Source organism: Streptomyces sp. NBC_00435, assembly GCF_036014235.1.
GTDB lineage: Bacteria > Actinomycetota > Actinomycetes > Streptomycetales > Streptomycetaceae > Streptomyces.
In genome coordinates, this window is the sequence record NZ_CP107924.1 from 5,481,903 (window position 1) to 5,504,142 (window position 22,240).

At 71.0% G+C, this 22,240-nt stretch carries 22 protein-coding genes; 11 read left to right on the forward strand and 11 right to left on the reverse strand.

Features of this window, described 5'->3' with window-relative positions:
• Positions 1-3: 3 nt before the first annotated feature.
• The 4 genes from OG389_RS25290 to OG389_RS25305 all read left to right on the forward strand — a co-directional run bounded on the left by OG389_RS25290 (position 4) and on the right by OG389_RS25305 (position 4,896).
• Positions 4-1,284: an extracellular solute-binding protein gene (locus OG389_RS25290; protein ID WP_328300735.1), complete on the forward strand. Its 1,281-nt coding sequence runs from the start codon at positions 4-6 to the stop codon at positions 1,282-1,284.
• A 208-nt stretch (positions 1,285-1,492) separates the two neighbouring features.
• Complete coding sequence (locus tag OG389_RS25295) at positions 1,493-2,515, forward strand: carbohydrate ABC transporter permease (RefSeq protein ID WP_328300736.1); 1,023 nt, start codon at positions 1,493-1,495, stop codon at positions 2,513-2,515.
• A 47-nt stretch (positions 2,516-2,562) separates the two neighbouring features.
• Entirely contained in the window at positions 2,563-3,399 is an 837-nt protein-coding gene (locus OG389_RS25300; RefSeq protein WP_328304084.1) for a carbohydrate ABC transporter permease, read from the forward strand.
• A gap of 6 nt (positions 3,400-3,405) precedes the next feature.
• On the forward strand, positions 3,406-4,896 hold the full coding sequence (locus tag OG389_RS25305; protein ID WP_328300737.1) for a glycoside hydrolase family 3 protein: 1,491 nt from the start codon (positions 3,406-3,408) through the stop codon (positions 4,894-4,896).
• Positions 4,897-5,113: 217 nt separating this feature from the next.
• Here OG389_RS25305 and nagB read toward each other — a convergent pair whose 3' ends face one another.
• A complete protein-coding gene (nagB, locus tag OG389_RS25310) occupies positions 5,114-5,899 on the reverse strand; it encodes a glucosamine-6-phosphate deaminase (RefSeq protein WP_328300738.1) in 786 nt (261 codons plus the stop codon).
• Positions 5,900-6,032: 133 nt separating this feature from the next.
• Complete coding sequence (locus OG389_RS25315) at positions 6,033-6,794, reverse strand: SDR family oxidoreductase (protein ID WP_328300739.1); 762 nt, start codon at positions 6,792-6,794, stop codon at positions 6,033-6,035.
• A 79-nt stretch (positions 6,795-6,873) separates the two neighbouring features.
• On the opposite strand from OG389_RS25315, the gene OG389_RS25320 reads away from it, so the two are divergent.
• The gene (locus OG389_RS25320) at positions 6,874-7,467 is read left to right on the forward strand and encodes a TetR/AcrR family transcriptional regulator (RefSeq protein ID WP_328300740.1); all 594 of its coding nucleotides are present in this window, start codon (positions 6,874-6,876) and stop codon (positions 7,465-7,467) included.
• Positions 7,468-7,860: 393 nt separating this feature from the next.
• Positions 7,861-9,330, forward strand: coding sequence for a sensor histidine kinase (locus tag OG389_RS25325; protein ID WP_328304085.1), 1,470 nt, complete (start codon positions 7,861-7,863; stop codon positions 9,328-9,330).
• Positions 9,331-9,500: 170 nt separating this feature from the next.
• Here OG389_RS25325 and OG389_RS25330 read toward each other — a convergent pair whose 3' ends face one another.
• Positions 9,501-9,758 (reverse strand): WhiB family transcriptional regulator, encoded by a 258-nt coding sequence (locus OG389_RS25330; RefSeq protein ID WP_003953983.1) that lies wholly within the window; start codon positions 9,756-9,758, stop codon positions 9,501-9,503.
• Positions 9,759-10,090: 332 nt separating this feature from the next.
• On the reverse strand, positions 10,091-11,056 hold the full coding sequence (locus OG389_RS25335; protein WP_328300741.1) for a diacylglycerol/lipid kinase family protein: 966 nt from the start codon (positions 11,054-11,056) through the stop codon (positions 10,091-10,093).
• Positions 11,057-11,141: 85 nt separating this feature from the next.
• Between OG389_RS25335 and OG389_RS25340 the strand changes: the two genes are divergently transcribed.
• Positions 11,142-11,579 carry a hypothetical protein gene (locus OG389_RS25340; protein ID WP_328300742.1) on the forward strand — a complete coding sequence of 146 codons (438 nt, stop codon included), beginning with the start codon at positions 11,142-11,144 and terminating at the stop codon, positions 11,577-11,579.
• A 30-nt stretch (positions 11,580-11,609) separates the two neighbouring features.
• Here OG389_RS25340 and OG389_RS25345 read toward each other — a convergent pair whose 3' ends face one another.
• The 3 genes from OG389_RS25345 to OG389_RS25355 all read right to left on the reverse strand — a co-directional run bounded on the left by OG389_RS25345 (position 11,610) and on the right by OG389_RS25355 (position 13,591).
• The gene (locus OG389_RS25345) at positions 11,610-12,695 is read right to left on the reverse strand and encodes an RNA polymerase sigma factor SigF (RefSeq protein WP_328300743.1); all 1,086 of its coding nucleotides are present in this window, start codon (positions 12,693-12,695) and stop codon (positions 11,610-11,612) included.
• Positions 12,692-13,105 carry an anti-sigma regulatory factor gene (locus OG389_RS25350; protein WP_214949331.1) on the reverse strand — a complete coding sequence of 138 codons (414 nt, stop codon included), beginning with the start codon at positions 13,103-13,105 and terminating at the stop codon, positions 12,692-12,694. The genes OG389_RS25345 and OG389_RS25350 overlap by 4 nt, the downstream gene beginning before the upstream one ends.
• Positions 13,106-13,330: 225 nt before the next feature.
• On the reverse strand, positions 13,331-13,591 hold the full coding sequence (locus OG389_RS25355; RefSeq protein WP_328300744.1) for a UBP-type zinc finger domain-containing protein: 261 nt from the start codon (positions 13,589-13,591) through the stop codon (positions 13,331-13,333).
• A 63-nt stretch (positions 13,592-13,654) separates the two neighbouring features.
• Between OG389_RS25355 and OG389_RS25360 the strand changes: the two genes are divergently transcribed.
• Positions 13,655-15,232, forward strand: a complete 1,578-nt coding sequence (locus tag OG389_RS25360; RefSeq protein ID WP_328300745.1) for a Na+/H+ antiporter — start codon at positions 13,655-13,657, stop codon at positions 15,230-15,232.
• 22 nt (positions 15,233-15,254) lie between these two features.
• Here the strand turns inward: OG389_RS25360 and OG389_RS25365 are convergent, their stop codons facing one another.
• From OG389_RS25365 to OG389_RS25380, 4 genes are all read right to left on the reverse strand, one after another.
• Positions 15,255-16,151 (reverse strand): 1-aminocyclopropane-1-carboxylate deaminase/D-cysteine desulfhydrase, encoded by an 897-nt coding sequence (locus OG389_RS25365; RefSeq protein ID WP_328300746.1) that lies wholly within the window; start codon positions 16,149-16,151, stop codon positions 15,255-15,257.
• A gap of 98 nt (positions 16,152-16,249) precedes the next feature.
• Complete coding sequence (locus OG389_RS25370) at positions 16,250-16,840, reverse strand: N-acetylmuramoyl-L-alanine amidase (protein WP_328300747.1); 591 nt, start codon at positions 16,838-16,840, stop codon at positions 16,250-16,252.
• Positions 16,841-16,943: 103 nt separating this feature from the next.
• Positions 16,944-18,140 (reverse strand): globin domain-containing protein, encoded by a 1,197-nt coding sequence (locus OG389_RS25375; protein ID WP_328300748.1) that lies wholly within the window; start codon positions 18,138-18,140, stop codon positions 16,944-16,946.
• Between the two features lie 168 nt (positions 18,141-18,308).
• Positions 18,309-18,761: an RrF2 family transcriptional regulator gene (locus OG389_RS25380; RefSeq protein ID WP_328300749.1), complete on the reverse strand. Its 453-nt coding sequence runs from the start codon at positions 18,759-18,761 to the stop codon at positions 18,309-18,311.
• A 237-nt stretch (positions 18,762-18,998) separates the two neighbouring features.
• Between OG389_RS25380 and OG389_RS25385 the strand changes: the two genes are divergently transcribed.
• The 3 genes from OG389_RS25385 to OG389_RS25395 all read left to right on the forward strand — a co-directional run bounded on the left by OG389_RS25385 (position 18,999) and on the right by OG389_RS25395 (position 22,223).
• Positions 18,999-20,405 carry a family 2B encapsulin nanocompartment shell protein gene (locus OG389_RS25385; RefSeq protein WP_328300750.1) on the forward strand — a complete coding sequence of 469 codons (1,407 nt, stop codon included), beginning with the start codon at positions 18,999-19,001 and terminating at the stop codon, positions 20,403-20,405.
• 50 nt (positions 20,406-20,455) lie between these two features.
• Positions 20,456-21,502: a family 2 encapsulin nanocompartment cargo protein polyprenyl transferase gene (locus OG389_RS25390; RefSeq protein WP_328300751.1), complete on the forward strand. Its 1,047-nt coding sequence runs from the start codon at positions 20,456-20,458 to the stop codon at positions 21,500-21,502.
• Positions 21,503-21,632: 130 nt separating this feature from the next.
• Positions 21,633-22,223: a GNAT family N-acetyltransferase gene (locus OG389_RS25395; protein ID WP_328300753.1), complete on the forward strand. Its 591-nt coding sequence runs from the start codon at positions 21,633-21,635 to the stop codon at positions 22,221-22,223.
• Positions 22,224-22,240: the final 17 nt, after the last annotated feature.

Sequence of the window (22,240 nt, forward strand, 5' to 3'; positions counted from 1 at the left end):
GGCGTGAAGCGCAAGCTCATCGCGGCGGTTGGAGTCGCGGGCATGGTTATCGGCCTGGCGGCGTGCGGCGGCGGCGACGACAAGCCGAAGGCCGACGCGGGTGGCGCCAAGGAGATCACCGTCTGGGTGATGGACGGCTCCGCACCGAAGGCATGGATAGACGCGGTCAACGCGGAGTTCTCGGCCAAGCACCCCGGTGTCACGGTCAAGGTCGAGGAGCAGCAGTGGAAGGGCATCCAGGAGAAGGTCACGACGGCCCTCTCCGAGAACACCCCTCCGGACGTCCTGGAGCTCGGTAACACCCAGACGGCCGGTTACGCGGTCACCGGCGGTCTCGCCGACCTGACCAAGGACAAGGCCAAGCTCGGCGCGGACGCCTGGTCCAAGGGCATGCTCGCCTCGTCCGAGATCGACGGCAAGCTCTACTCCGCTCCGTGGTACGCGGCCAACCGTGTCGTGGTCTACGACAAGAAGGCCTACGCGAAGGCCGGCGTGAACCCGCCGACCACCCGCGACGAGTGGATCGCCGGCCTGGAGAAGCTGAAGGCGGCCGACCCGGCCTCGCAGCCGATCTACCTGCCCGGCCAGAGCTGGTACGTCCTCGCGGGCTTCGTCTGGGACGAGGGCGGCGACCTCGCCGTCAAGGACGGCGCCAAGTGGAAGGGTGGCCTCGCCACCCCCCAGGCCGCCTCCGCGATCGACTTCTACAAGAAGCTCCAGTCCTTCTCCACCGCTCCGAAGGACAAGGACGAGGCCACCCCGCAGCAGTCCACCGACATCGTTCCCAAGGGCGGCGTCTCGTCCTGGATCGGTCTCGGCTGGGAGGCCAGCGGTGCCGAGAAGGCGCTGAAGGACGCGGGCAAGGAAGCCGACTTCGGTTACTTCCCGATCCCGGGCAAGACCGCGGACAAGCCGGGCACCGTCTTCCTCGGCGGCTCGAACCTCGCGATCTCCGAGCGCTCCAAGAACAAGGAGCTCGCCAAGGAGTGGCTGGCCCTCGCCGCAGGCAAGGACCAGATGACCAAGTACGCCGCCGAGACCAAGGGCGCGCTGCTCCCGAACCAGGTGGGCGCGAACTTCGCCCCGCCGGCGGGCTCCTTCGCCGAGGCCATGGCCAAGGCCGGCGCCAACGGCAAGATCACCCCGGTGACCCCGGGCTGGGCGAACGTCGAGACCGAGCCCAACCCGGTCAAGGAGTTCATGACCAAGGTCCTGAACGGCGGCGACGCGGCCAAGGCCGGTGCGGACGCGGACGCGGAAATCGCGAAGCGCATCAACAAGTAGCACCCGGCACCACCTGAAGTACACGCAGTACCGCAGTACCGCAGTACCAGCAGTGATCGCACCGGGGGGTGCGGCGGGCGCCCAGGAGCGCCCGCCGTGCCCCCGGTCGCGCATTGACAGACGTAAGCGCCGCCCGTTCCCCAGCCGAACCGCGCAGGGTCGGGGAAGCGGGTGCGAGTCGCCACAGTCAACCGCGAGGAAGCCAGACATGACCGTGCACTCCCAGGGAGCGGCGACCTCCGCTCCACAGGACGCACCACAGAAGTCCGCCGGGGTGGCCAAGACGCCGCCGCCCACCGGAGCCGGGGCAGCGTCCAAGTCTCCTCGCGGGGGCAGGAAGTCGCTCCCGTCAGGGTGGTGGCCCTACATCCTGATCGGGCCGGCCGTGCTCAGCATGGCGACCCTGCTGCTGTACCCGCTGATCAAGAACATCATCCTGTCGTTCCAGAAGGTCGACAAGATCGAGTTCATCCAGCGGAAGTCGCCGTTCACCGGCGTGGACAACTACACCCAGCTGCTGGGCGACTCGCAGTTCTGGACCGTCGTGGTCCGAAGCTTCGCCTTCACCGCGGCCAACGTCGTACTGATCATGGTCCTCGGCAGCCTCATCGGCATCCTGCTGAACAGGCTCGGCAAGCGGATGCGCCTGGTCCTGTCGATGGCGCTGGTGATGGCCTGGGCCATGCCGATCGTCGCCTCCGTGACCGTCTTCCAGTGGCTGTTCGACGAGCAGTTCGGCGTGATGAACTGGCTGATGCGCACACTCGGCTTCTCCGGGTACGACCAGCACAACTGGTTCGAGACGGGCTTCTCCACCCTCGTGATCGTCACGGTCCTGGTGGTCTGGGGCTCGATCCCCTTCGTCGCCCTCAACATGTACGCCGGTCTGACCACCGTCAGCGGCGAGCTGTACGAGGCGGCCCGGATGGACGGCGCCAACGGCTGGCAGACCTTCTGGAAGGTCGTCTTCCCGAACCTCAAGTCGTTCTTCCTCGTCACCACGTTCCTCGAGGTGATCTGGGTCTTCAAGGCCTTCACCCAGGTCTACGCGATGAAGGCGGGCGGCCCCGACCGGGCCTCCGAGATCCTGCCCGTCTTCGCCTACGTCGAGGGCCAGAGCCAGTTCCACTACGGCCTGGCCGCGGCGATCTCCGTCCTGACGATCGTGATGCTCGTGATCGTCATGTCCTTCTACTTCCGTCTGATCCTGAAGCAGGAGGAGGAGCAGTGAGCACCACCACCGCCCCGAAGCCCGCGCCGCCGGCCAAGCCCCAGCAGGTGCGCAACCGCCGGCCGGTCCGCCCCGCGGCCGTCGCCAAGAACATCGGCGCCCTGCTCCTGGCCGTCCTCTTCCTCTTCCCCGTCTACTGGATGTTCTCCTCGGCACTCAAGCCGTCCAGCGAGATCCTCTCCAAGGACCCCGTCTTCGTCTTCACCCCGACGCTGGACAACTTCACCAAGGCCACCGGCGTCGACATGTTCTGGACGTACGTCACGAACAGCCTCCTCGTCACCGTCGGAGCCGTCCTGCTGGCCCTGGTCGTGGCCCTCGCCGCGAGCTTCGCCATCGCCCGCATGAAGTTCAAGGGCCGCAAGGGCCTCGTGCTCGCCGTGATGCTCGCCCAGATGGCCCCCTGGGAGGTCATGGTCATCGCGATGTACATGATCGTCCGCGAGGCCGATCAGCTGAACAACCTCGCCGTGCTGACCGCGATCTACTTCGTGATGGTCCTCCCCTTCACCATCTGGACCCTGCGCGGCTTCATCGCCGCCGTCCCGGTGACCCTCGAGGAGGCCGCCCAGATCGACGGCTGCACCCGCGGTCAGGCCTTCCGTAAGGTGATCTTCCCGCTGCTGGCCCCCGGCCTGATGTCCACCTCGCTCTTCGGCTTCATCACGGCCTGGAACGAGTTCGCGATGGTGCTGATCCTGAACAAGGACAAGTCCGCGCAGACCCTGCCGCTGTGGCTGACCCAGTTCCAGACGGCCTTCGGCAACGACTGGGGCGCCACCATGGCCGCGTCCTCGCTCTTCGCGGTCCCGGTGCTGCTCATCTTCGTCTTCCTCCAGCGCAAGGCCGTCGGCGGCATGACCGCCGGCGCCGTGAAGGGATAACGGCCCATGACTGTCCTTGCGCACCGCACGGATACTTTGACCCGGGACGCCCTCGCGGTCCTGCAGCCCGGGTTCGAGGGCACCACCGCCCCGGCCTGGCTGCTGCGGCAGGTCTCCGAGGGTCTCACCGCCGTCGGCCTCTTCGGCCGCAACATCAGCTCGCCCGAGCAACTCGCCGCGCTGACCGCGCAGCTGCGTACCGAGCGGGACGACGTCCTCGTCGCCATCGACGAGGAGGGCGGCGACGTCACCCGCCTGGAGGTCCGGGGCGGCTCCTCCTTCCCGGGCAACCTGGCCCTCGGCGCGGTGGACGACGTCGACCTGACCCGCGACGTCGCCCGCGAGCTGGGCCGGCGCCTCGCCGAGTGCGGGGTCAACCTCAACTGGGCCCCGTCCGCCGACGTCAACTCCAACCCGGACAACCCGGTCATCGGCGTACGGTCCTTCGGCGCCGACACCCACCTCGCCGCCCGGCACACCGCCGCGTACGTCGAGGGCCTCCAGGCCGCGGGCGTGGCCGCCTGCACCAAGCACTTCCCGGGCCACGGCGACACCAACGTCGACTCGCACCACGCGCTGCCGCGCATCGACGTGGACCTCGACACCCTGGCCGCGCGCGAACTCGTACCGTTCCGGGCGGCCATCGAGGCCGGCACCAAGGCGGTCATGAGCGCGCACATCCTGGTGCCCGCCCTGGACCCGACCCGCCCGGCCACCCTCAGCCCGCAGATCCTGACCGGTCTGCTGCGCAAGGAGCTCGGCTACGAGGGCCTCATCGTCACCGACGGCATGGAGATGAACGCCATCGCCGGGACGTACGGCATCGAGCGCGGCTCGGTACTGGCCATCGCGGCCGGCGCCGACGCGATCTGCGTCGGCGGCGGGCTCGCCGACGAGGCCACCGTGCTGCGCCTGCGCGACGCGCTGGTCGCGGCCGTACGGGACGGGTCGCTGCCCGAGGAGCGGCTCGCGGAGGCCGCCGCCCGGGTCCGCTCGCTGGCCGAGTGGACCCGCCGGGTCCGCCGGGGCGCGCGGCCGGAGGGGAGCAGCGCGCCCGGCATCGGACTGGCGGCGGCCCGCCGCGCGGTGGTCGTGACGGGTTCGCGCGCCGCGGCCGCCCCGGTGAACGCCCCGTACGTGGCCACGCTCACCCCGGTCGCGAACATCGCGGTCGGCGCCGAGACCCCGTGGGGAGTGGCCGGGGAACTATCCGCGCTGATCCCGGGCATCGAGTCGGGCGTGTACCCGCAGGGTTCGACCGCGGCCGGCATCCTGGCGGCCGCGGGCAACCGCACGGTCGTCGCGGTGGTCCGCGACGCCCACCGGCACCCGTGGATGACCGAGGCCCTGGACGCGCTCGTCGCGGCGCGTCCGGAGACGATCGTGGTCGAGATGGGGCTGCCGCGGGCCGAGCCGCGCGGCGCCCTGCACATCGCGACGCACGGCGCCGCCCGGGTGTGCGGGCGCGCTGCCGCCGAGGTGATCGCGGGGGTGTAGCCGGGCCCCTGCGGCCCGGCTGCCGGGGCTCCGCCCCGGACCCCGTGCCCCGGACCCCGTGCCCCGGACCCCGTGCCCCGGACCCCGTGCCCCGGACCCCGTGCCCCGGACCCCGTGCCCCGGACCCCGGGCCCCGGGCCCCGGACCCCGTGCCGCGAAACGCCGGCGGGGCTGGAACATCCAGCCCCGCCGGCGTTTCGTCGTGTACCGCTACGTCCTACAGACCCTGCCACGCGGGCTTGTTGGCGAAGGTGTGTCGGAAGTAGTCCGCGAGCTTCAGCTTGGACGCGGCGGCCTCGTCCACGACCACCGTGGCGTGGCGGTGCAGCTGGAGCGCGGAGGCCGGTACGAGGGCGGACAGCGGGCCCTCGACGGTCTGCGCGACGGCCTCGGCCTTGCCCTCACCGGTGGCCAGCAGGACCAGGTGGCGGGCGTCGAGGATGGTGCCGATGCCCTGGGTGATGACGTGGTGGGGCACCTGCTCTATGTCGTTGTCGAAGAAGCGCGCGTTGTCCACGCGGGTCTGCTCCGTCAGCGTCTTGATGCGGGTGCGGGAGGCGAGCGAGGAGCACGGCTCGTTGAAGCCGATGTGCCCGTCGGTGCCGATGCCGAGCAGCTGGAGGTCGACGCCACCGGCCTCGGCGAGCGCCCGGTCGTACGCGTCGCACGCGCCGACGATGTCGGCTGCGCTGCCGTCGGGGCCCATGAAGGAGGCCTCGGACAGGCCCAGCGGCTCTACGACCTCGCGCAGGACGACCGCGCGGTAGGACTCGGGGTGCCCGGCCGGCAGGCCGACGTACTCGTCGAGCTGGCAGATGCGGGCCCGTCCGACGTCGACCTTGCCGGCCTTGACCCGGGCGGCGAGGGCTTCGTAGATGGGCAGCGGGGTGGAGCCGGTCGCCACGCCGAGCAGGGCGTCGGGCTTGCGCCGGACCAGGGCGGCCATGGCCTCCGCGATGAGCTCGCCGCCTGCCTTGGCGTCCGGGACGATGACAACTTCCACGCGGGGCCTGCCGATCTGGAGTGTGACGATGTGGTATAGACCAATCTAGCAGAGGTGACGGCCCGTCGCCGGGTCTTCGCACCATCCCATGGTGGGCGAAGACCCGGCCTCCGGCCTCCCGGGGCGACAGGCCCTAGAGGAGCGAGAGCTGCAGCCCGCCCGTCACGGAGAGGTGCTGGCCCGTGACCCAGCGGGAGTCCGGGGAGGCGAGGAAGGCGACCACGTCCGCGACCTCCTCGGGGGTGCCGAGCCGGTCGAACACGGAGCGGGAGGCGGCGTGCGCGCGGGCCGCCGGGTCCGCGAGCCAGGCGGCGTTCAGGTCGGTCTCGACGATCCCCGGGCCCACCGAGTTCACCGTGATGTTCCGCGGCGCGAGCTCGGCGGCGAGTGACACCGTCAGCGCGTTCACCGCGCCCTTGGCCGTGATCGTGGCGAGGATCGCCGGCAGGGCGATGTCGGGGGTGCCGGTCACGTTCACGATCCGGCCGCCGTCCCGCAGCCGCGCGAGGCCGTGCTTGATCACGAAGAACGGTGCCTTCGCGTTGAGCGCGTGCACCCGGTCGTACGTCTCCTCGTCCGTCCCGGCGATGCCGGCGAAGGCCGCCCCGCCCGCGTTGTTCACCAGGATGTCGACGCCCTCGGTGGCCAGCGGATGGGCCGCGTACGCCGCCCAGAGTGCCTCCGCGTCGCCCGGGACGCCGAGCTCGGCCCCGATGGCGAAGGCGCGGCCCCCGGCCGCCTCGACGGCACCCACGACCGCTTCGGCCGCCGCGCGGTTCTTCCGGTAGGCGACCGCGACCAGCGCCCCGTCCCGGGCCAGGCGCTCCGCCACGGCCCGCCCGATGCCCCGGCTGCCGCCCGTGACCAGTGCCGTCTTCCCCTTGAGCACGCCCATGGCGCGCCCCCCTTTCGCTAGTGGTCGCTACAGAAAGGGACCGTACCAGATTCCATAGCGCCCGCTATAGAATGACCTCATGGTGACCGGACAGCGCGGCAGGCCCCGTTCCTTCGACCGTGACGCGGCCCTCGACAAGGCGTTGCTGGCCTTCTGGGAGCGCGGCTACGAGGCGACGTCGATCTCCGACCTGACCGCCTCGCTCGGGATCGGCGCGCCGAGCCTCTACGCCGCCTTCGGCGACAAGCGCAAGCTCTTCGACGAGGTGGTGGTGGTCTACGGCGGCCGGTACGGGGAGTTCGCGGCCGTCGCGCTCGCCGAGGAGCCCACCGCCCGCGAGGCGGTGGGGCGGATCCTGCGCGAGGCGGCGGAGATCTACACCGACCCGGCCCATCCGCCGGGCTGCATGGTGATCAGCGCGGCCGTCAACACCACCTCGGAGGAGGTGGCGGAGGCGCTGCGCCTGCGGCGCGAGGCCAACCTGGTGCTGTTCGAGAGCCGGATCCGGGCCGATGTCGCCGCGGGGGCCCTGCCGGCCGGTACGGACACGTGGGCGCTGGCCCGCCACGCCGGGGCCGTGCTTCAGGGAATGTCCCAGCAGTCGCGCGACGGCGCGGGCCGGGAGGAACTGGAGGCGGTGGCCGAGGTGGCCATGCGGGCCTGGCCGCGGTAAGCGGAGAGCGGGCGGGGGGTCGCCCCGTGCGCTGTCGGCGCGGTTGATCCGTCCTCTGGGCCACGGTGCCGAACGGGACCCTCAGCCCGCCCGGCACCGTAGCCCGGAGTACTTACGGCCGGCGGGTGTGCGGTGCCCGTCAGCCGGTGGGAGGTGACGCGCGGTCAGGGCAGAGCGCGCGGCTTACCTCGATCCGTCCTCCTGTGCGGGGAGGGCGGAAGCTTTGATGCAATTGTGGACTAGACCAATCTGTTCTGTCCATCCAATGACGCAACCCGGGTTACCGTCACTTCCTCCAACCCTACGCGGAACAGGGGTCTCCTGGATACTCCGGGGAATCGCGCTGAGGAAAGTCATGGCCCGTACCCGGGGTACGCTCGCCACGTGCCCTCCATGAACGACCTCGTACGCCAGCACACCGCTCTCAGTGAAACCGACCTGGAGTGGCTCCACCTGCTGGTCTCGGAGTGGCAGCTGCTCTCCGACCTCTCCTTCGCCGACCTCGTGCTGTGGGTTCCCACCCTCGACGGCAGCCGCTACGTCTCGGTCGCGCAGATGCGCCCGAACACCGGCCCCACCTCGTACCAGGACGACATGGTCGGCCACCTGGTCCCGCGGGGCCGTCGCCCGCTGCTCGACGCCGCGCTCGACGAGGGCCGCATCGTGCGCGAGGGGGACCCGGAGTGGCGCGAGGAGGTACCGGTCCGCGTCGAGTCGATCCCCGTGCGCCGCGAGGGCCGGGTACTCGGAGTGATCGCGCGCAATACCAACCTGCTCACTGTGCGTACACCCAGCCGGCTGGAGCTCACCTACCTCCAGTCCGCCTCGGACCTGGCCCAGATGATCGCGGCGGGCTCCTTCCCCTTCCCCGGGCAGCAGGTGGACATGGACGCCTCCCCGCGTGTCGGGGACGGCCTGATCAGGCTCGACGCAGAGGGCGTGGTGACGTACGCGTCCCCCAACGCGCTCTCCGCCTACCACCGGCTGGGCCTGGCCTCCGACCTGGTCGGCCAGCACCTGGGCTCCATCACCTCGGAACTCGCGCCGTCCCGCGGTCCGGTGGACGAGGCGCTGGTCAAACTCGCCAGCGGCTGGGCCCCGCGCGAGACCGAGGCCGAGGGCAACAGCGGGGTCATCCAGCTGCGCGCCATCCCGCTCAAGCCCAAGGGGACCCGCATCGGCTCCCTCGTCCTGTGCCGGGACGTCACGGAACTGCGCCGTCGCGAACGTGAATTGATCACTAAGGACGCGACCATCCGGGAGATCCACCACCGGGTCAAGAACAACCTCCAGACCGTGGCCGCACTCTTGCGCCTGCAGGCCCGCCGAATGGATTCTCCGCAGGGGCGCGAGGCGCTGAACGAAGCCGTCCGACGGGTCGGTTCGATCGCGATCGTGCACGAGACGCTGTCTCAGAACCTGGACGAGCGGGTCGAGTTCGACGAGATCGCCGACCGCGTGATCGCGATGGTCGCCGAGATCTCCCCGGGCAAGGTCGACTGCCGGCGCACCGGCCGCTTCGGAATCCTGGACGCGGAGGTCGCCACTCCGCTGTCGATGGTGCTGACGGAGATCCTCCAGAACGCCCTGGAGCACGCCTTCACCCAGGGGGAGGGCGGCACCGTGGAGGTGTCCGCGGCCCGTTCGGGCACCGGCCGCGGTGACGCCCGGCTGCTGATCTCGGTGGTCGACGACGGGTGCGGTCTGCCCGAGGGGTTCGACCCGCAGCGCGCCGGCAACCTCGGTCTGCAGATCGTCCGGACCCTGGTGGAGGGTGAGCTCGGCGGCACCTTCGACATGGTCGCCTCGGAGCCGCGCGGCACCAGGGTCGTCCTCGACATCCCGGCGAGCCCGCAGAAGTAGGGCCGAACGGGCCGCGGGGGAGCGGCGGCCCGGTCACTCAACGTGACGTACTGGGGTCCGGACAGCACTGAACCCCGTACCGAATGGTTTTCGGTACGGGGTTCAAGAGCACGTTGCTGAGCGCTGATATGGGGTACTACGCGCTGCGGCTCGAGGCTCGAAAGTCGAAATCAGGCGCTGGCGTTGCGCGCCCGGTTGCGAGCGGCGCGGCGCTTCATTGCGCGGCGCTCGTCCTCGCTGAGACCGCCCCAGACACCGGAGTCCTGACCGGACTCGAGCGCCCACTGCAGGCACTGCTCCATGACGGGGCAACGGCGGCAGACGGCCTTGGCTTCCTCGATCTGCAGCAGCGCAGGACCGGTGTTGCCGATGGGGAAGAAGAGTTCCGGGTCTTCCTCACGACAAACGGCGTTGTGACGCCAGTCCATGGCTGCTCCATCTCCTTGTATTGCGGGCAGGTTGCTTGTGAATGTGAACGCTTTCACGAATCCCTTCGCGACGGAAGGGAGACCGCCCAGTTTGGGAAAAAACTCGCCCTGGGCTGTCGGGGATTCGTGGAGGGGTTCTGGCGGTCTGTGTGGGTGCCGGGTTCTGCGGGCTGTCCCGATCGCCATGTAGAGATTCGCAAACCTCGGACGGGGATACAACCCCTTCCGGAAAGTTTTTTTTGATTCGTCGGTGTCTACTAGGTCACAGCCCTACTTCGTGGGGGTGGACCGGCGTGTAAACGTTCGAGTGAAAGGACTTTAGGCCCTTCCACTCACACAATCACACGCAGTGCGCGACGTACGCCTGTGAACCGAACGCTGGTGCGCAGACCGAGGTGGTCTCCGTCCATCTGGAACGGAAGTGGAACCTTCGAATGCAAGGTGAAGTCCGTCAGATCGTGCAGAGACACCGCATGCTTCCCGTGCGGACCGCGCTCAGGAGTCGAGGTCAGGAGCTGTGTCGCATAGCGAGCGACCGCCGGAGTTGACAAACGGTCCAGTGCCAATACGTCAAGTGCGGTATCGAACGACGCCTCCGGAGAGGCGTAGAGCGGCCGGTTGCCCAGATATGTCCAGGGTGACGTGTTGCACACTATCGACAGCACCAGGTCCGTCACCGGATCCACGCCGGGCCGCTCCAGCGTCATCGTGCCGTGCCGGCGGTTGGGCTCTTCCCAGAACTGGCGCACCAGCTGTCGTACATAGAGGGCGTGCGTCGAACGTTTGCCCCGTTCGCGCTGCTGTTCGACCCGCCCCACCACGCCCGCGTCGAAGCCGAATCCCGCGCAGAAGGTGAACCAGCGCGCCGGGACCGACTCGTCCTCCGTGCCGGGGGTACCGGCCGCGAGCCCCAGACCGACCGTCCGCTCGCGCCGCTCCCGCAGCGCGTCGAGCAGGGCGCCGGTCGCCTCGACCGCGTCGTTGGGCAGGCCGAGCGCGCGGGCGAAGACATTGGTGGAGCCGCCGGGGACCACCGCGAGACCGGGCAGCCGGTCCGGATCCGGCCCCTCGTGCAGCAGTCCGTTGACCACCTCGTTGACGGTGCCGTCGCCGCCCAGCGCCACCACCAGGTCGATACCGGTCTCGGCGGCCCTGCGGCCCAGGTCCCGTGCGTGCCCGCGGTACTCGGTGGTGACCGCCTCCAGCTTCATCTCGCTGGCCAGGGCGTGGGTCAGGACGTCACGCGTGCGCGCACTGGTCGTCGTCGCTGCTGGGTTGGCCACGAGAAGTGCACGCATGGGCGCCAGCCTACCGACCCGTTCACACGCCGCCCATACTGCCCGTCCCCTACGGGGGTGCGGGGCGCGCGGCTACCCTGCTGGGGTGAGTACGAAGCCCACCCCCACCGAGTCCGCCGCCCCCGCCACGCTGCCCCGCCGGCTGACCGCGGCCGCCGCGCTCACCGCGCTGGAGGGTCTGGCCCTGGCCGGCTTCGGCGTCTACATGCTGTACGTGGGCATCGCAGGCGACCCCGACTCCCCGAGGCAGGCCGAAACGGGTGGGATCACGGTGCTCGTGCTCGCCGCGCTCCCGCTGATCGCGGCGCGCGGACTGCGCCTGGGCCGCCGCTGGAGCCGCGGCCCGGCACTGATCACTCAGCTGATGGCGCTGCCGGTGGCGTGGACCCTGTGGACCACGGGCGGCGCGATGACCGCCGCCGCGGCGGCCCTGGCGGTGTCCGCGGTGGCCGTCGTGGCGCTGCTGGTGAATCCGACGGCCACCGGGGCGCTGGGCATCGGGCCCGGGGAACAGGCCCGATAGCCCGTACGGCTCGCTCGCCCCGGTCCTCGCCTACTCCTCGACCAGGAGCTTCTCGCGGAGCTGGGCCAGGGTGCGGGCCAGCAGCCGGGAGACGTGCATCTGGGAGATGCCGACCTCCTGCGCGATCTGGGACTGGGTCATGTTGCCGAAGAACCGCAGCAGCAGGATCCGCTTCTCCCGCGGCGGCAGCCCCTCCAGGAGCGGCTTGAGGGATTCGCGGTACTCGACGCCCTCCAGCGCCTCGTCCTCCGAGCCCAGGGTGTCCGCGACCGCCGGCGACTCGTCGTCGGTGTCCGGGACGTCCAGCGAGAGCGTGCTGTAGGCATTGGCCGATTCCAGACCCTCCAGCACCTCCTCCTCGGAAATCCCCAGCCGTTCGGCCAGTTCGTGCACCGTGGGGGAGCGCCCGTGCTGCTGGGACAGTTCAGCGGTCGCCGTGGTCAGCGAGAGCCGCAGCTCCTGCAGGCGTCTGGGGACCCGTACCGCCCAGCCCTTGTCGCGGAAGTGCCGCTTGATCTCGCCGACCACGGTGGGCGTGGCGTACGTGGAGAACTCGACCCCGCGGTCCGGGTCGAAGCGGTCCACCGACTTGATCAGGCCGATGGTGGCGACCTGGGTCAGGTCGTCCAGCGGCTCACCGCGGTTGCGGAAGCGCCGGGCCAGGTGCTCCACCAGCGGCAGGTGCATCCGTACGAGCCGGTTGCGCAGCTCCGCCTTCTCCGGCGAGCCGTCGGGCAGTTCCCGCAGCTCGATGAACAAGGCTCGCGCGCCACTGCGGTCGCGTGGATCCGGCAGCGGCGCCGGCGCGGTGAACACCGGAGCCTGGAGGACCCCGGGGATGCCCGCGGCAGGGATGTCCGCACCCGGTGGTGTGTTCGCGGCCGGGGCCGCCGGGGCCGTGGCAGCGGCCCCCGGTGGCTGGACCGGCAGTGTTTGGTCGTGCTGGTTCTCGCTCACAGGGCCCGCCCGTCGCTCCGCCGAGTCCAAAAAGCCGTTTTCCGCATCCGTGTCAGCCGGGTGCGGCCGGGCGTGCTGCTGCTCCGGAATGCCACCGTCGACCTCGTGCCGTGCCCGGGGCCGATCCCCGCCCCGCACTGGGACCTCCCCGCCGCTCACGCCGGGCCTGGTCCCGCGCCGCGCTGTTTGTAGAGGCTGATGCTCACCGTCTTGTTCTCCTCGACCGTGGCCTCGACCTTCCCGGCCAGCGCCGAGAGGACCGTCCACGCGAACGTGTCGCGCTCCGGGGCCCGGCCGTCGGTGGTCGGGGCGGAGACGGTCACCTCCAGCGAATCGTCCACCAAGCGGAAGACGCAGCTGAGGACGGAGCCGGGCACGGCCTGCTGGAGCAGGATCGCGCAGGCCTCGTCCACCGCGATGCGGAGGTCCTCGATCTCGTCGAGAGTGAAGTCCAAACGTGCTGCGAGGCCGGCCGTGGCCGTCCGCAGCACGGACAGGTAGGCACCCGCAGCGGGCAGCCGGACTTCCACGAAGTCCTGGGTCCCGGGCTCGCCTGCGATCTGGGACACCCTCACCTCCAAGGTGGTACGAGCTCTGTTCGCCGGTGACGCTATCGCGATCCGGGCGATCGTGTCGCGGTACCCCTGACGGAGCGCGCGAACCCCGTCGAACATAGCTGGCCGAAGGGCCGTGCCTGCGACCAGTGACTGATGGTAAGCCCATGGGGACGCACAGTGGCTAGGGGTCTGCGGGCCCAAATCAGGGGAACCGGCGGAGGGTTGATCTACCCCGCCTCACACGATCGAACCGTCGACAAAACACCAGCGCCAGGTCTCGCCCGGTTCGAAGCTGCGCATCACCGGATGACCCGTCTCCCGGTGGTGCGCCGTGGCGTGCCGGTGGGGCGAGGAGTCGCAGCAGCCGACATGCCCGCACCACAGGCACATGCGCAGCTGGACGGGGTGACTGCCGAGCGCCAGACATTCGGGGCAGGTCTGGGCAAGCGGGACGGGCTCGGGGCGCGGCAGTTCGGGAACGTGGGTGCACTCGCTCATGATGGCCAGCGTACTGAGGTACGGGCGCCCGGGGACGACACGACCAAGCGAGGATGATCTTCGATGGAGGTATTGCCGCTGGTGGCCCTGGTCGCCGGCTGTGCGGTGGTGGCAGGCGCGGCCCGCCGCACCCCGGTGCCGGCGCCGCTGATGCTGGTCGCGGCGGGGCTGGTCGCGGCGTACGTGCCGGGCGTGCCGCCGTACGGTCTGGACCCGCACATCGTGCTGCCGCTGCTGCTCCCGCCACTGCTGTACACGGCCGCGGTCGACAGCTCGTACCTGGACCTGCGGGCGAACCTGAGGCCGGTGGCGCTGCTCTCGGTGGGCTACGTGCTCTTCGCGACCGTCGCCGTCGGGTACGTGGCGTACCTGGTGGTGCCGGGCCTGTCGCTGCCGGTGGCGCTGGTGCTGGGGGCGGTCATCGCCCCGCCCGACGCGGTCGCGGCGACCGCCATCGCCCGCAAGCTCGGGCTGCCGAACCGCATCACGACCATCCTGCAGGGCGAGTCCCTCGTCAACGACGCGACCGCGATCACCGCGTACAAGGTCGCGCTGGCGGCGGCGGTCGGGGCGAGCACCGGCTGGGCGGGCGGGATCGCGGAGTTCCTGCTGGCCTCGGTGGGCGGGATCGGGGTGGGCCTGCTCCTGATGGTCCCGATCCACGTCCTGCGCAAACGGCTGCGCGAACCCCTTCTGCAGAACACGCTGTCGCTGCTGATCCCGTTCGTGGCCTACGCGGCGGCCGAGCGGGTGCACGCTTCGGGAGTCCTCGCGGTCGTGGTCGTCGCGCTGTACCTGGGGCACCGAAACTGGCAGGTCGACTTCGCGACCCGGCTCCAGGAGGAGGCGGTCTGGAAGGTGGTCGCCTTCATCCTCGAATCGGTGGTCTTCGCGCTGATCGGGCTCCAGCTGCCGGTGGTGCTGAAGGGGCTGGGGGAGTACGAGGGCCTGGCCGCGGCGGGCTACGCGCTGGTCGTCTTCGCCGTCGTGGTGGCGGCCCGCTTCGCATGGGTGTTCCCGGCCACCTTCCTGCCGCGGCTCTCCGCGCGGATCCGGGACCGGGAGCCGGAGACGAACTGGAAGGCGCCGGTCGTCGTGGGCTGGGCCGGGATGCGGGGGGTGGTCTCGCTGGCGATCGCCTTCTCCGTGCCGGTCGGCGTGCCGCACCGGAACCTGATCCTGTTCCTCACCTTCACCACCGTGATCGGCACGCTGGTGGTGCAGGGCCTGACGCTGCCGCCGCTGATCCGGCTCCTCAAGCTGCCCGCGCGGGACCTGCACGCGGAGACCCTGGCGGAGGCACAGGCCCAGAGCGAGGCCTCGCGGGCGGCGGAGGACCTCCTGACGGAGCTGCTGGCCTCCCCGGCGAACGCCCTCCCGCCACCACTGGCGGACCGGCTGCGGACGGTGCTGGAGCGCAGGCGCAACGCGGTCTGGGAGCGGCTGGGGGAGGTCAACGCGGTGACCGGCGAGTCCGCGGACGACGTCTACCGCCGGCTGGCGGGGGAGATGATCGCGGCGGAACGCGAGGTCTTCGTGTCCCTGCGCGACGCCCGCCGCATCGACGACGAAATGCTCCGCGCCCTGCTGCGCCGCCTGGACCTGGAGGAAGCGGCCGCCTACCGCGAGGAGAGCGCGTAGCGCACGCGGGTACCGGACCGGCCTACGGGCGGCCCGTGACCACCGCCGTCAGGGTGGTGCCCCGGGGGAAGGAGCCGGCGCCGGTCAGGGCGTGCAGGGCCCAGAGGAGTTTCGCCACGTAGATCCGCTCCACCGGCAGGCCGTGGCGGGACTCGAAGTCCGCCGCGAAGGCCTCCAGCTCGCGGGGGACCCGGGCGTAGCCGCCGTGGGCGTAGCCCTCGGCCAGGGACCAGGCGCCCGCCGGCCCGCCGAACGCCGCTGCCTGGAGGGAATGTATCTCCGCCTCCAGGAAGCCGCCCCCGACCACGGGTACGCCCACCGCCCGCTGGTCCGCGGCCAGTCCCGCGGCCAGCCCGGCGAGCGTGCCCCCGGTTCCGCAGGCGACCGCGACCACGTCGCAGCCGCCGCGCAGTTCGCGCCCCAGCTCGGCGCAGCCGTGCAGCGCGAGCGCGTTGCTGCCGCCCTCCGGAACCACGTACGCGTCCCCCGCGCCGGCCTGCGCAGGCAGTCCCGCCTTGTCCCGGTAGGCCGACCGGGTGACGAAGTGCAGCCGCATGCCGTCGGCCGCGCACCGGGCCAGCGAGTCGTTGAGCGGCTGCCCCGCGAGCTCGTCCCCCCGTACGATCCCGACGGTCCCCAGCCCCAGCAGCCGGCCGGCCGCAGCGGTGGCCCTGAGGTGGTTCGAGTACGCCCCGCCGAAGGTCACGAGCCCCGGGTACCCGCCCGCGAGGGCGGCCCGCAGATTCGGCGCGAGCTTGCGCCACTTGTTGCCGGGCAGCTCCGGGTGGACCAGGTCGTCCCGCTTCAGCACCAGCCGTACGCCGTGCCGCTCGAAGCGCTGGTCGCGGACCTCCTGGAGCGGCGAGGGCGGCCGGGGCCGCAGGATCAGGTCGGGGTCGGAGTCGGCTGGACGTTCCACCCACCCATTGTGTGCCGCCCGCGCTCGCGCTCGCGTTCCCGGGGCGCCGCAGCCCGACCACCACGCGAGGTGCGCCGGGCTCGTGGCCGGTCCGGGGGCTACTTCAGGCGCTCCTCGACGCGGGTGCGCATCGAGTCCATCGTGAAGCCCTTCGGGTCGATCTTGCCCGGCTGCCATTCGAGGTGGCCGATGACCGAGCGGGCGGTCCAGCCGTGGACCCGGCACACGGCGGCCGCGGCGCGGGCCATCGCGTCGAGCTGGGCCGGCGGCCAGGGGTCCTCGCCGTCGCCGAGGTTCTCGCACTCGAAGCCGTAGAAGTGGCGGTTGCCGTCGGTGTCGGCCTGGCGGTCCGGGGGGAGGCGCTTCTCCGCGACGACCGCCGCCAGGACGTCGGAGTCGCCCGCGCCCGCGTGGTTGGCGCGGCCGTAGCCGACCAGGTGGACCCGGCCGTCCTTGGTGATCACGCCGTGGCAGAGCGGGCCGGGCAGGGCCTCGTCGCCGTCGCGGCAGAGCTGGACGGTGTACGCGGTCCCGTGCGTGACGGTGTGGTGGATCATCACCCCGTTCACCGGGCCCCAGGGCCCCTTGTGGTCGCGGTTGTGGGTACGCCAGGCGCCCACCTCGACGACCGTCAGGCCCTCGGCCCGCAGGGCCCCGATGAACCGGTCCGCGGACATGGGTGCGGACATGGCCGCCTCCTTCACGGTGTGTGAGTGACTGATCACCCAACGTGTAGTGGAGGCGGCCATTCCGCCGCAAGGGCGCAAGGGGAGCAGGGTGGGGCGCAGGGGGTTACGCCGAGGCGAGCCACAGGTCGGGGCCGAAGACCTCGTAGTGGATGTCGGCCGGAGCCACGCCCTTGGCGATGAGCTGCTCGCGGGCCGCGCGCATGAAGGGCAGGGGGCCGCAGAGGTAGGCCTCGGTCCCGGGGGCGACGGGGACGGTGGTGAGGTCGAGGCGGCCCTCGTTGTCGCCGGGCTCCGCGTCGGTCTCGTACCAGAAGTGCGCCGAGGCGTCGGGGAGCTTGTGTGTCAGGGCGCGGTGGTCGGTGCGCAGGGCGTGATCGGCGGGGGACCGGTCGGCGTGCAGGACGGTGACCGGGGCGGAGTGGCCCGTGTCGGTCAGGTGCTCCAGCATCGAGAGCATCGGGGTGCAGCCGATTCCGGCCGAGGCGAGGACGACCGGTGCGGTGGAGTCCCGGAGGATCAGGTCGCCGTAGGGCGTGGAGACGCGCAGGGTGTCGCCCGTGCGGACGCGGGCGTGCAGGTGGTTGGAGACCTCGCCGTCGGGGCCGTTGGCGGCAGGTCCGTGGACGCGCTTGACGGTGATGGAGCGGACCGGTGAGCCGGGGGCGCTGGAGAGGCTGTACTGGCGGATCTGGCGGGCTCCGTCGGCGAGTTCGACCTGGACGGAGACGTACTGGCCGGGCTTGAAGCCGGGCGCGGGGGCGCCGTCGGCGGGGGTGAGGTGGAAGGTGGTGCAGTCCTCGGTCTCCTCGACGCGGGCGGCGACGGTCCAGTCGCGCCAGACGTCACCGGCCACGACCCGCTGCTCGGCGTAGAGACGTTCCTCGATGGCGGCGAGGGCGTTGGCCATCAGCCAGTAGACCTCGTCCCAGGCCTCGGCGACCTCGGGGGTGACCGCCTCGCCGAGGATCTCCACGATGGCCTCGAAGAGGTACTTGTGGACGACGGGGTACTGCTCACGGGTGACGCCGAGGGAGGCGTGCTTGTGGGCTATCCGGCCCAGCATCACGTCGGGGCGGGTGTCGGGGTGGGCCACGAGGTGGGTCGCGAAGGCGGCGATGGAGCCGGCGAGGGCCTGCTTCTGCAGGCCCGCGTTCTGGTTGCCGCGGTTGAACAGGTCCCGGATCAGCTCGGGGTGGGCCGCGAACAGCTTCCCGTAGAAGAGCTCCGTGATGTCGCCGATCGCCGCGCCCACGGCGGGGAGGGTGGCTCTAACGGTCGCGGTCGACTTCTCGGAAAGCATCGGGGGCTCCTCGCGTAGGGGTGTTCGTGAAACTGGCATATCAGATGCCTATTTGAAATGGCGGGCTTACGAGGGTCCGCCGCGGTGCGGACTTTCGTTCGAAGATCCCGTCGTAGTCAGGCTATGCGGGCCGCCCACCGGTGCGAACCGGCCATCCGGCCCCCGTCGTCAGGGCCTTCCGGCCCCCGTCGATCCGCCCGAAATGCCCAGCAGGAGCGGGCCGGTCGGCGCTGCGACCAGGTCGTTCACCGTCAGGGGGTCCAGCGAGGCGAAGAAGGCCTCCTGGGCCCGGCGCAGCGCGCCGCGCAGGACGCACGCGCCGCGCAGTGGGCACGGTGCGGTGCCGTCGCAGTCCACGACGTCACCGGCGCCCTCGAGTTCGCGGATCAGCCCGCCCACCGAGGCGCCGCGGCCGGCGGGGGTCAGGGTGAGCCCGCCCCCGCGTCCGCGGCGGGCCTCGACCAGGCCGAAATGCTGCAGCTTGGCGACCACTTTGGCGGTGTGCGTGTACGGGACCTCCATGGTCGCCGCCACGTCACGCGTGGTGGGGAGGTCCGTCTCCTCGACGGCCAGGCGCATCAGGACGCGCAGCGCCAGGTCGGTGAATCGGGTCAGCCGCATGCGTCCACCGTAGAAAAGTTGCATCCTCCGTGCAAATTAAAAGACCCGATGTCGTGCGGATGTCGCGCGGGTGGCTGAAACACGTGGGGTTCGGGTCACCTCCTGAGATGGGGGTGACTCAGAAGGGTGCCCAGCCACGGACGGAGTAGTCCCACCCTTTTGTGTAATGGTCCCACCACGCTCCGTACTGGAAAGCTTCCGTCCCGCAGATTCATGGAGTGATCGAAGGGGAAGCACATGTCGGTCCAGGCAGGTTCCGGATCCGAGACCCAGGCACCGCAGCGCAGTCTGGGAACTTCGGCCGCGCGGAACTTGGCAACCACGACCAAGTCCGCGCCGCAGATGCAGGAGATCACCTCGCGGTGGCTCCTGAAGATGCTCCCGTGGGTGTCCGTGCAGGGCGGTACGTACCGGGTCAACCGGCGGCTGAGCTACTCGGTCGGCGACGGACGCGTGGAGTTCATCAAGACCGGCACGCAGGTGCAGGTGATCCCGGCGGAGCTGGGCGAGCTCCCGTTGCTGCGCGACTACGACGACCCCGATGTCCTGACCGAACTCGCCGCCCGCTGCCACCAGGTCGACTTCGAAGCGGGCCAGGAGCTCACCTCCTTCGGCAGCCCCGCCGACAAGGTGTTCCTGCTCGCCCACGGCCGCGTCGACCAGATCGGCACCGGCCCGTACGGTGACGACGCCGTCCTGCAGACCGTCGCCGATGGGGCCTACTTCGGCGAGGACTCCCTCGTCGACGAGGAGGCCATCTGGGAGTACACCGCCCGCGCCGCCACCGCCGGTACCGCGCTCGTCCTCTCCCGACAGGACTTCCAGCTCCTCGCCGACCGGGTCGAATCGCTGCGGGAGCACGTGAACTCCGTACGGGCCCAGCCCGAGCAGCACACCAACAAGTACGGCGAGGCCGCGATCGAGCTCTCCGCCGGCCACCAGGGCGAGGCCGTGCTCCCGGGCACCTTCGTGGACTACGAGGCCCGCCCGCGCGAGTACGAACTCTCCATTGCGCAAACGGTCCTGCGTGTCCACACCCGCGTCGCCGACCTGTACAACCAGCCGATGAACCAGACCGAGCAGCAGTTGCGGCTCACGGTCGAGGCGCTGCGCGAGCGCCAGGAGCACGAGATGCTCAACAACCGCGACTTCGGCCTCCTGCACAACGCCGACTACGACCAGCGCATCCAGCCCCACGACGGCGCGCCCAGCCCCGACGACATGGACCAGCTGCTGAGCATGCGGCGCGGCTCCAAGTTCTTCCTCGCGCACCCCAAGGCCATCGCCGCCTTCGGCCGCGAGTGCAACAAGCGCGGGCTGTACCCGGAGTCGGTCGAGATCGGCGGGCACCGCGTGCCTTCCTGGCGCGGGGTCCCGATGTTCCCGTCCAACAAGATCCCGATCAGTGACGCCCGTACGACGTCCATCCTCTGCATGCGCACCGGCGAGGACGAGTCGGGCGTGATCGGCCTGCACCAGCCCGGGATCCCGGACGAGATCGAGCCGAGCACCTCGGTGCGGTTCATGGGGATCAGCGAGCAGGCGATCATCTCGTACCTCGTCACCACCTACTTCTCCGCCGCCGTGCTGGTGCCCGACGCGCTCGGTGTCCTGGAGAACGTCGAGATCGCCCGCTGGCGCTGAGCCGGCCGTGCCAGAGCACCGGGGACGGGACAGGAGGGGACGGACACGCCATGTCGACCACTGAGGCGATCACCACCGACGAGGGGCAGGAAGCCGCCGCCCTGCTGGAGCGGACAAGAGAAACGGTCAACCCGGAACTGCGCCGGACCGTCGAGAGCCTGCCCGGCTCGATGCGGCGCGTGGCGATGTACCACTTCGGATGGGAGCACGAGGACGGCACCCCGGCTGCGGGCAACGCCGGCAAGGCCATCCGGCCCGCCCTGGTGCTCACCGCCGCGCAGGCCCTGCGGGGGGACGGTGAAACCGGGGACGCCGTACGGCCGGCGGTGGCCGTGGAGCTGGCGCACAACTTCACGCTGCTGCACGACGACGTGATCGACAAGGACGTGCGCAGGCGCGGACGGTCGACGGCCTGGACGGTCTTCGGGATACCGGACGCGATCATCACCGGCGACGCCATGATGGCGCTCGCGCTGCGGTTGCTCGCCGAGGACCCGCACCCGGCCTCGGCGGCGGCCTCGGCCCGGCTCGCGGCCTGCATCGTCGAGCTGTGCGCGGGCCAGCAGGCGGACTGCGCCTTCGAGCGGCGCCAGCACGTCCCGCTCGACGAGTGCCTGACCATGGCGACGGCCAAGACCGGGGCCCTGCTGGGCTGCGCGTGCGCGCTCGGCGCGCTGTACGCGGGTGCCGGCCCGGACGAGGTCGACGCCATGGACGCCTTCGGCCGGGAGGCCGGGCTGGCCTTCCAGCTCATCGACGACCTGATCGGCATCTGGGGGGACCCCGGCCACACCGGGAAGCCCGCCGGGGCCGATCTGCTCGCCCGCAAGAAGTCCCTCCCGGTCGTGGCCGCCCTGACCTCGGGCACCGTGGCGGGGAAGGAGCTGGCCGAGCTGTACGCGGGCCCCATGACCGGGGACGACGTACGCAGGGCGGCCGCCGCGGTGGAGCGGGCCGGCGGGCGGGACTGGGCGCAGGCCCATGCCGCCGACCGGATGGGGCGGGCGGTTCAGCAGCTGTCGCGGGCCGTTCCGGACCTCGCGGCGGCGGGCGGGCTGTTGGCGCTGGCGGAGTTCGTGACGCGCCGGACCATGTGACGCGCCGGACCACCTGACGCGACAAGGCCTGTTCCGGCATCCACATGATGCCGGAACGGGCCTTTCCGTCGTTGTGGCCCAACTCTAGGATCGCTCGGGGTTGTTGATGATCGAGCGAAGGGCATGACGAGTGGGGCTGGAGATACGTCAGGCGGATCAGACGGACCGGGACGCGGTGGCGCGGCTCCTCGACGAGGCCTTCCGCACGGATCCGGTGAGCGGCTGGGTCTTCCCGGATCCGGAGCACCGGGCCGCGGTGCACGGGAAGTTCCTGGGCGTCTTCGTGGACGTCGCACTGGCCGAGGGCCGGATCGACTACGCGGCGGACGGCTCGGCGGCGGCGCTGTGGCTGCGGATCCCGGCGGGCGAGCCGGAGGGTGAGGACGAGATCCCGGCGAAGATGCGGGCCGTCGCCGACCCGGACAACGAGCGCTGCGAGCTGGTGGGCCGGCTCACGGGCGAGGCGCACCCGACGGCGGAGGAGCACGAGTACCTGCTGATGATCGCGGTCGACCCGGCCCGGCAGGGCGAGGGTCTGGGCACCGAGCTGATGCGGCCGGTGCTGGAGCGGTGCGACCGCGAGGGCGTGCCGGCGTACCTGGAGGCGAGCAGTGAGCGCAGCAAGGGGCTGTACGAGCGGCTGGGCTGGGAGTTCACGGGCGAGGCGGTGCGGCTGCCGGACGGGCCGCTGATGTGGCCGATGTGGCGAAAGCCGCGCTGATCCGGCGGCCCCGGTGG

Coding starts and splice junctions, on each gene's coding strand:
- OG389_RS25295 (WP_328300736.1), top strand. CDS start 1,493: ATGACCGTGCACTCCCAGGGAGCGGCGACCTCCGCTCCACAGGACGCA.
- OG389_RS25305 (WP_328300737.1), top strand. CDS start 3,406: ATGACTGTCCTTGCGCACCGCACGGATACTTTGACCCGGGACGCCCTC.
- OG389_RS25315 (WP_328300739.1), bottom strand. CDS start 6,794: ATGGGCGTGCTCAAGGGGAAGACGGCACTGGTCACGGGCGGCAGCCGG.
- OG389_RS25320 (WP_328300740.1), top strand. CDS start 6,874: ATGGTGACCGGACAGCGCGGCAGGCCCCGTTCCTTCGACCGTGACGCG.
- OG389_RS25325 (WP_328304085.1), top strand. CDS start 7,861: ATGAACGACCTCGTACGCCAGCACACCGCTCTCAGTGAAACCGACCTG.
- OG389_RS25330 (WP_003953983.1), bottom strand. CDS start 9,758: ATGGACTGGCGTCACAACGCCGTTTGTCGTGAGGAAGACCCGGAACTC.
- OG389_RS25335 (WP_328300741.1), bottom strand. CDS start 11,056: ATGCGTGCACTTCTCGTGGCCAACCCAGCAGCGACGACGACCAGTGCG.
- OG389_RS25355 (WP_328300744.1), bottom strand. CDS start 13,591: ATGAGCGAGTGCACCCACGTTCCCGAACTGCCGCGCCCCGAGCCCGTC.
- OG389_RS25360 (WP_328300745.1), top strand. CDS start 13,655: ATGGAGGTATTGCCGCTGGTGGCCCTGGTCGCCGGCTGTGCGGTGGTG.
- OG389_RS25370 (WP_328300747.1), bottom strand. CDS start 16,840: ATGTCCGCACCCATGTCCGCGGACCGGTTCATCGGGGCCCTGCGGGCC.
- OG389_RS25375 (WP_328300748.1), bottom strand. CDS start 18,140: ATGCTTTCCGAGAAGTCGACCGCGACCGTTAGAGCCACCCTCCCCGCC.
- OG389_RS25380 (WP_328300749.1), bottom strand. CDS start 18,761: ATGCGGCTGACCCGATTCACCGACCTGGCGCTGCGCGTCCTGATGCGC.
- OG389_RS25385 (WP_328300750.1), top strand. CDS start 18,999: ATGTCGGTCCAGGCAGGTTCCGGATCCGAGACCCAGGCACCGCAGCGC.
- OG389_RS25390 (WP_328300751.1), top strand. CDS start 20,456: ATGTCGACCACTGAGGCGATCACCACCGACGAGGGGCAGGAAGCCGCC.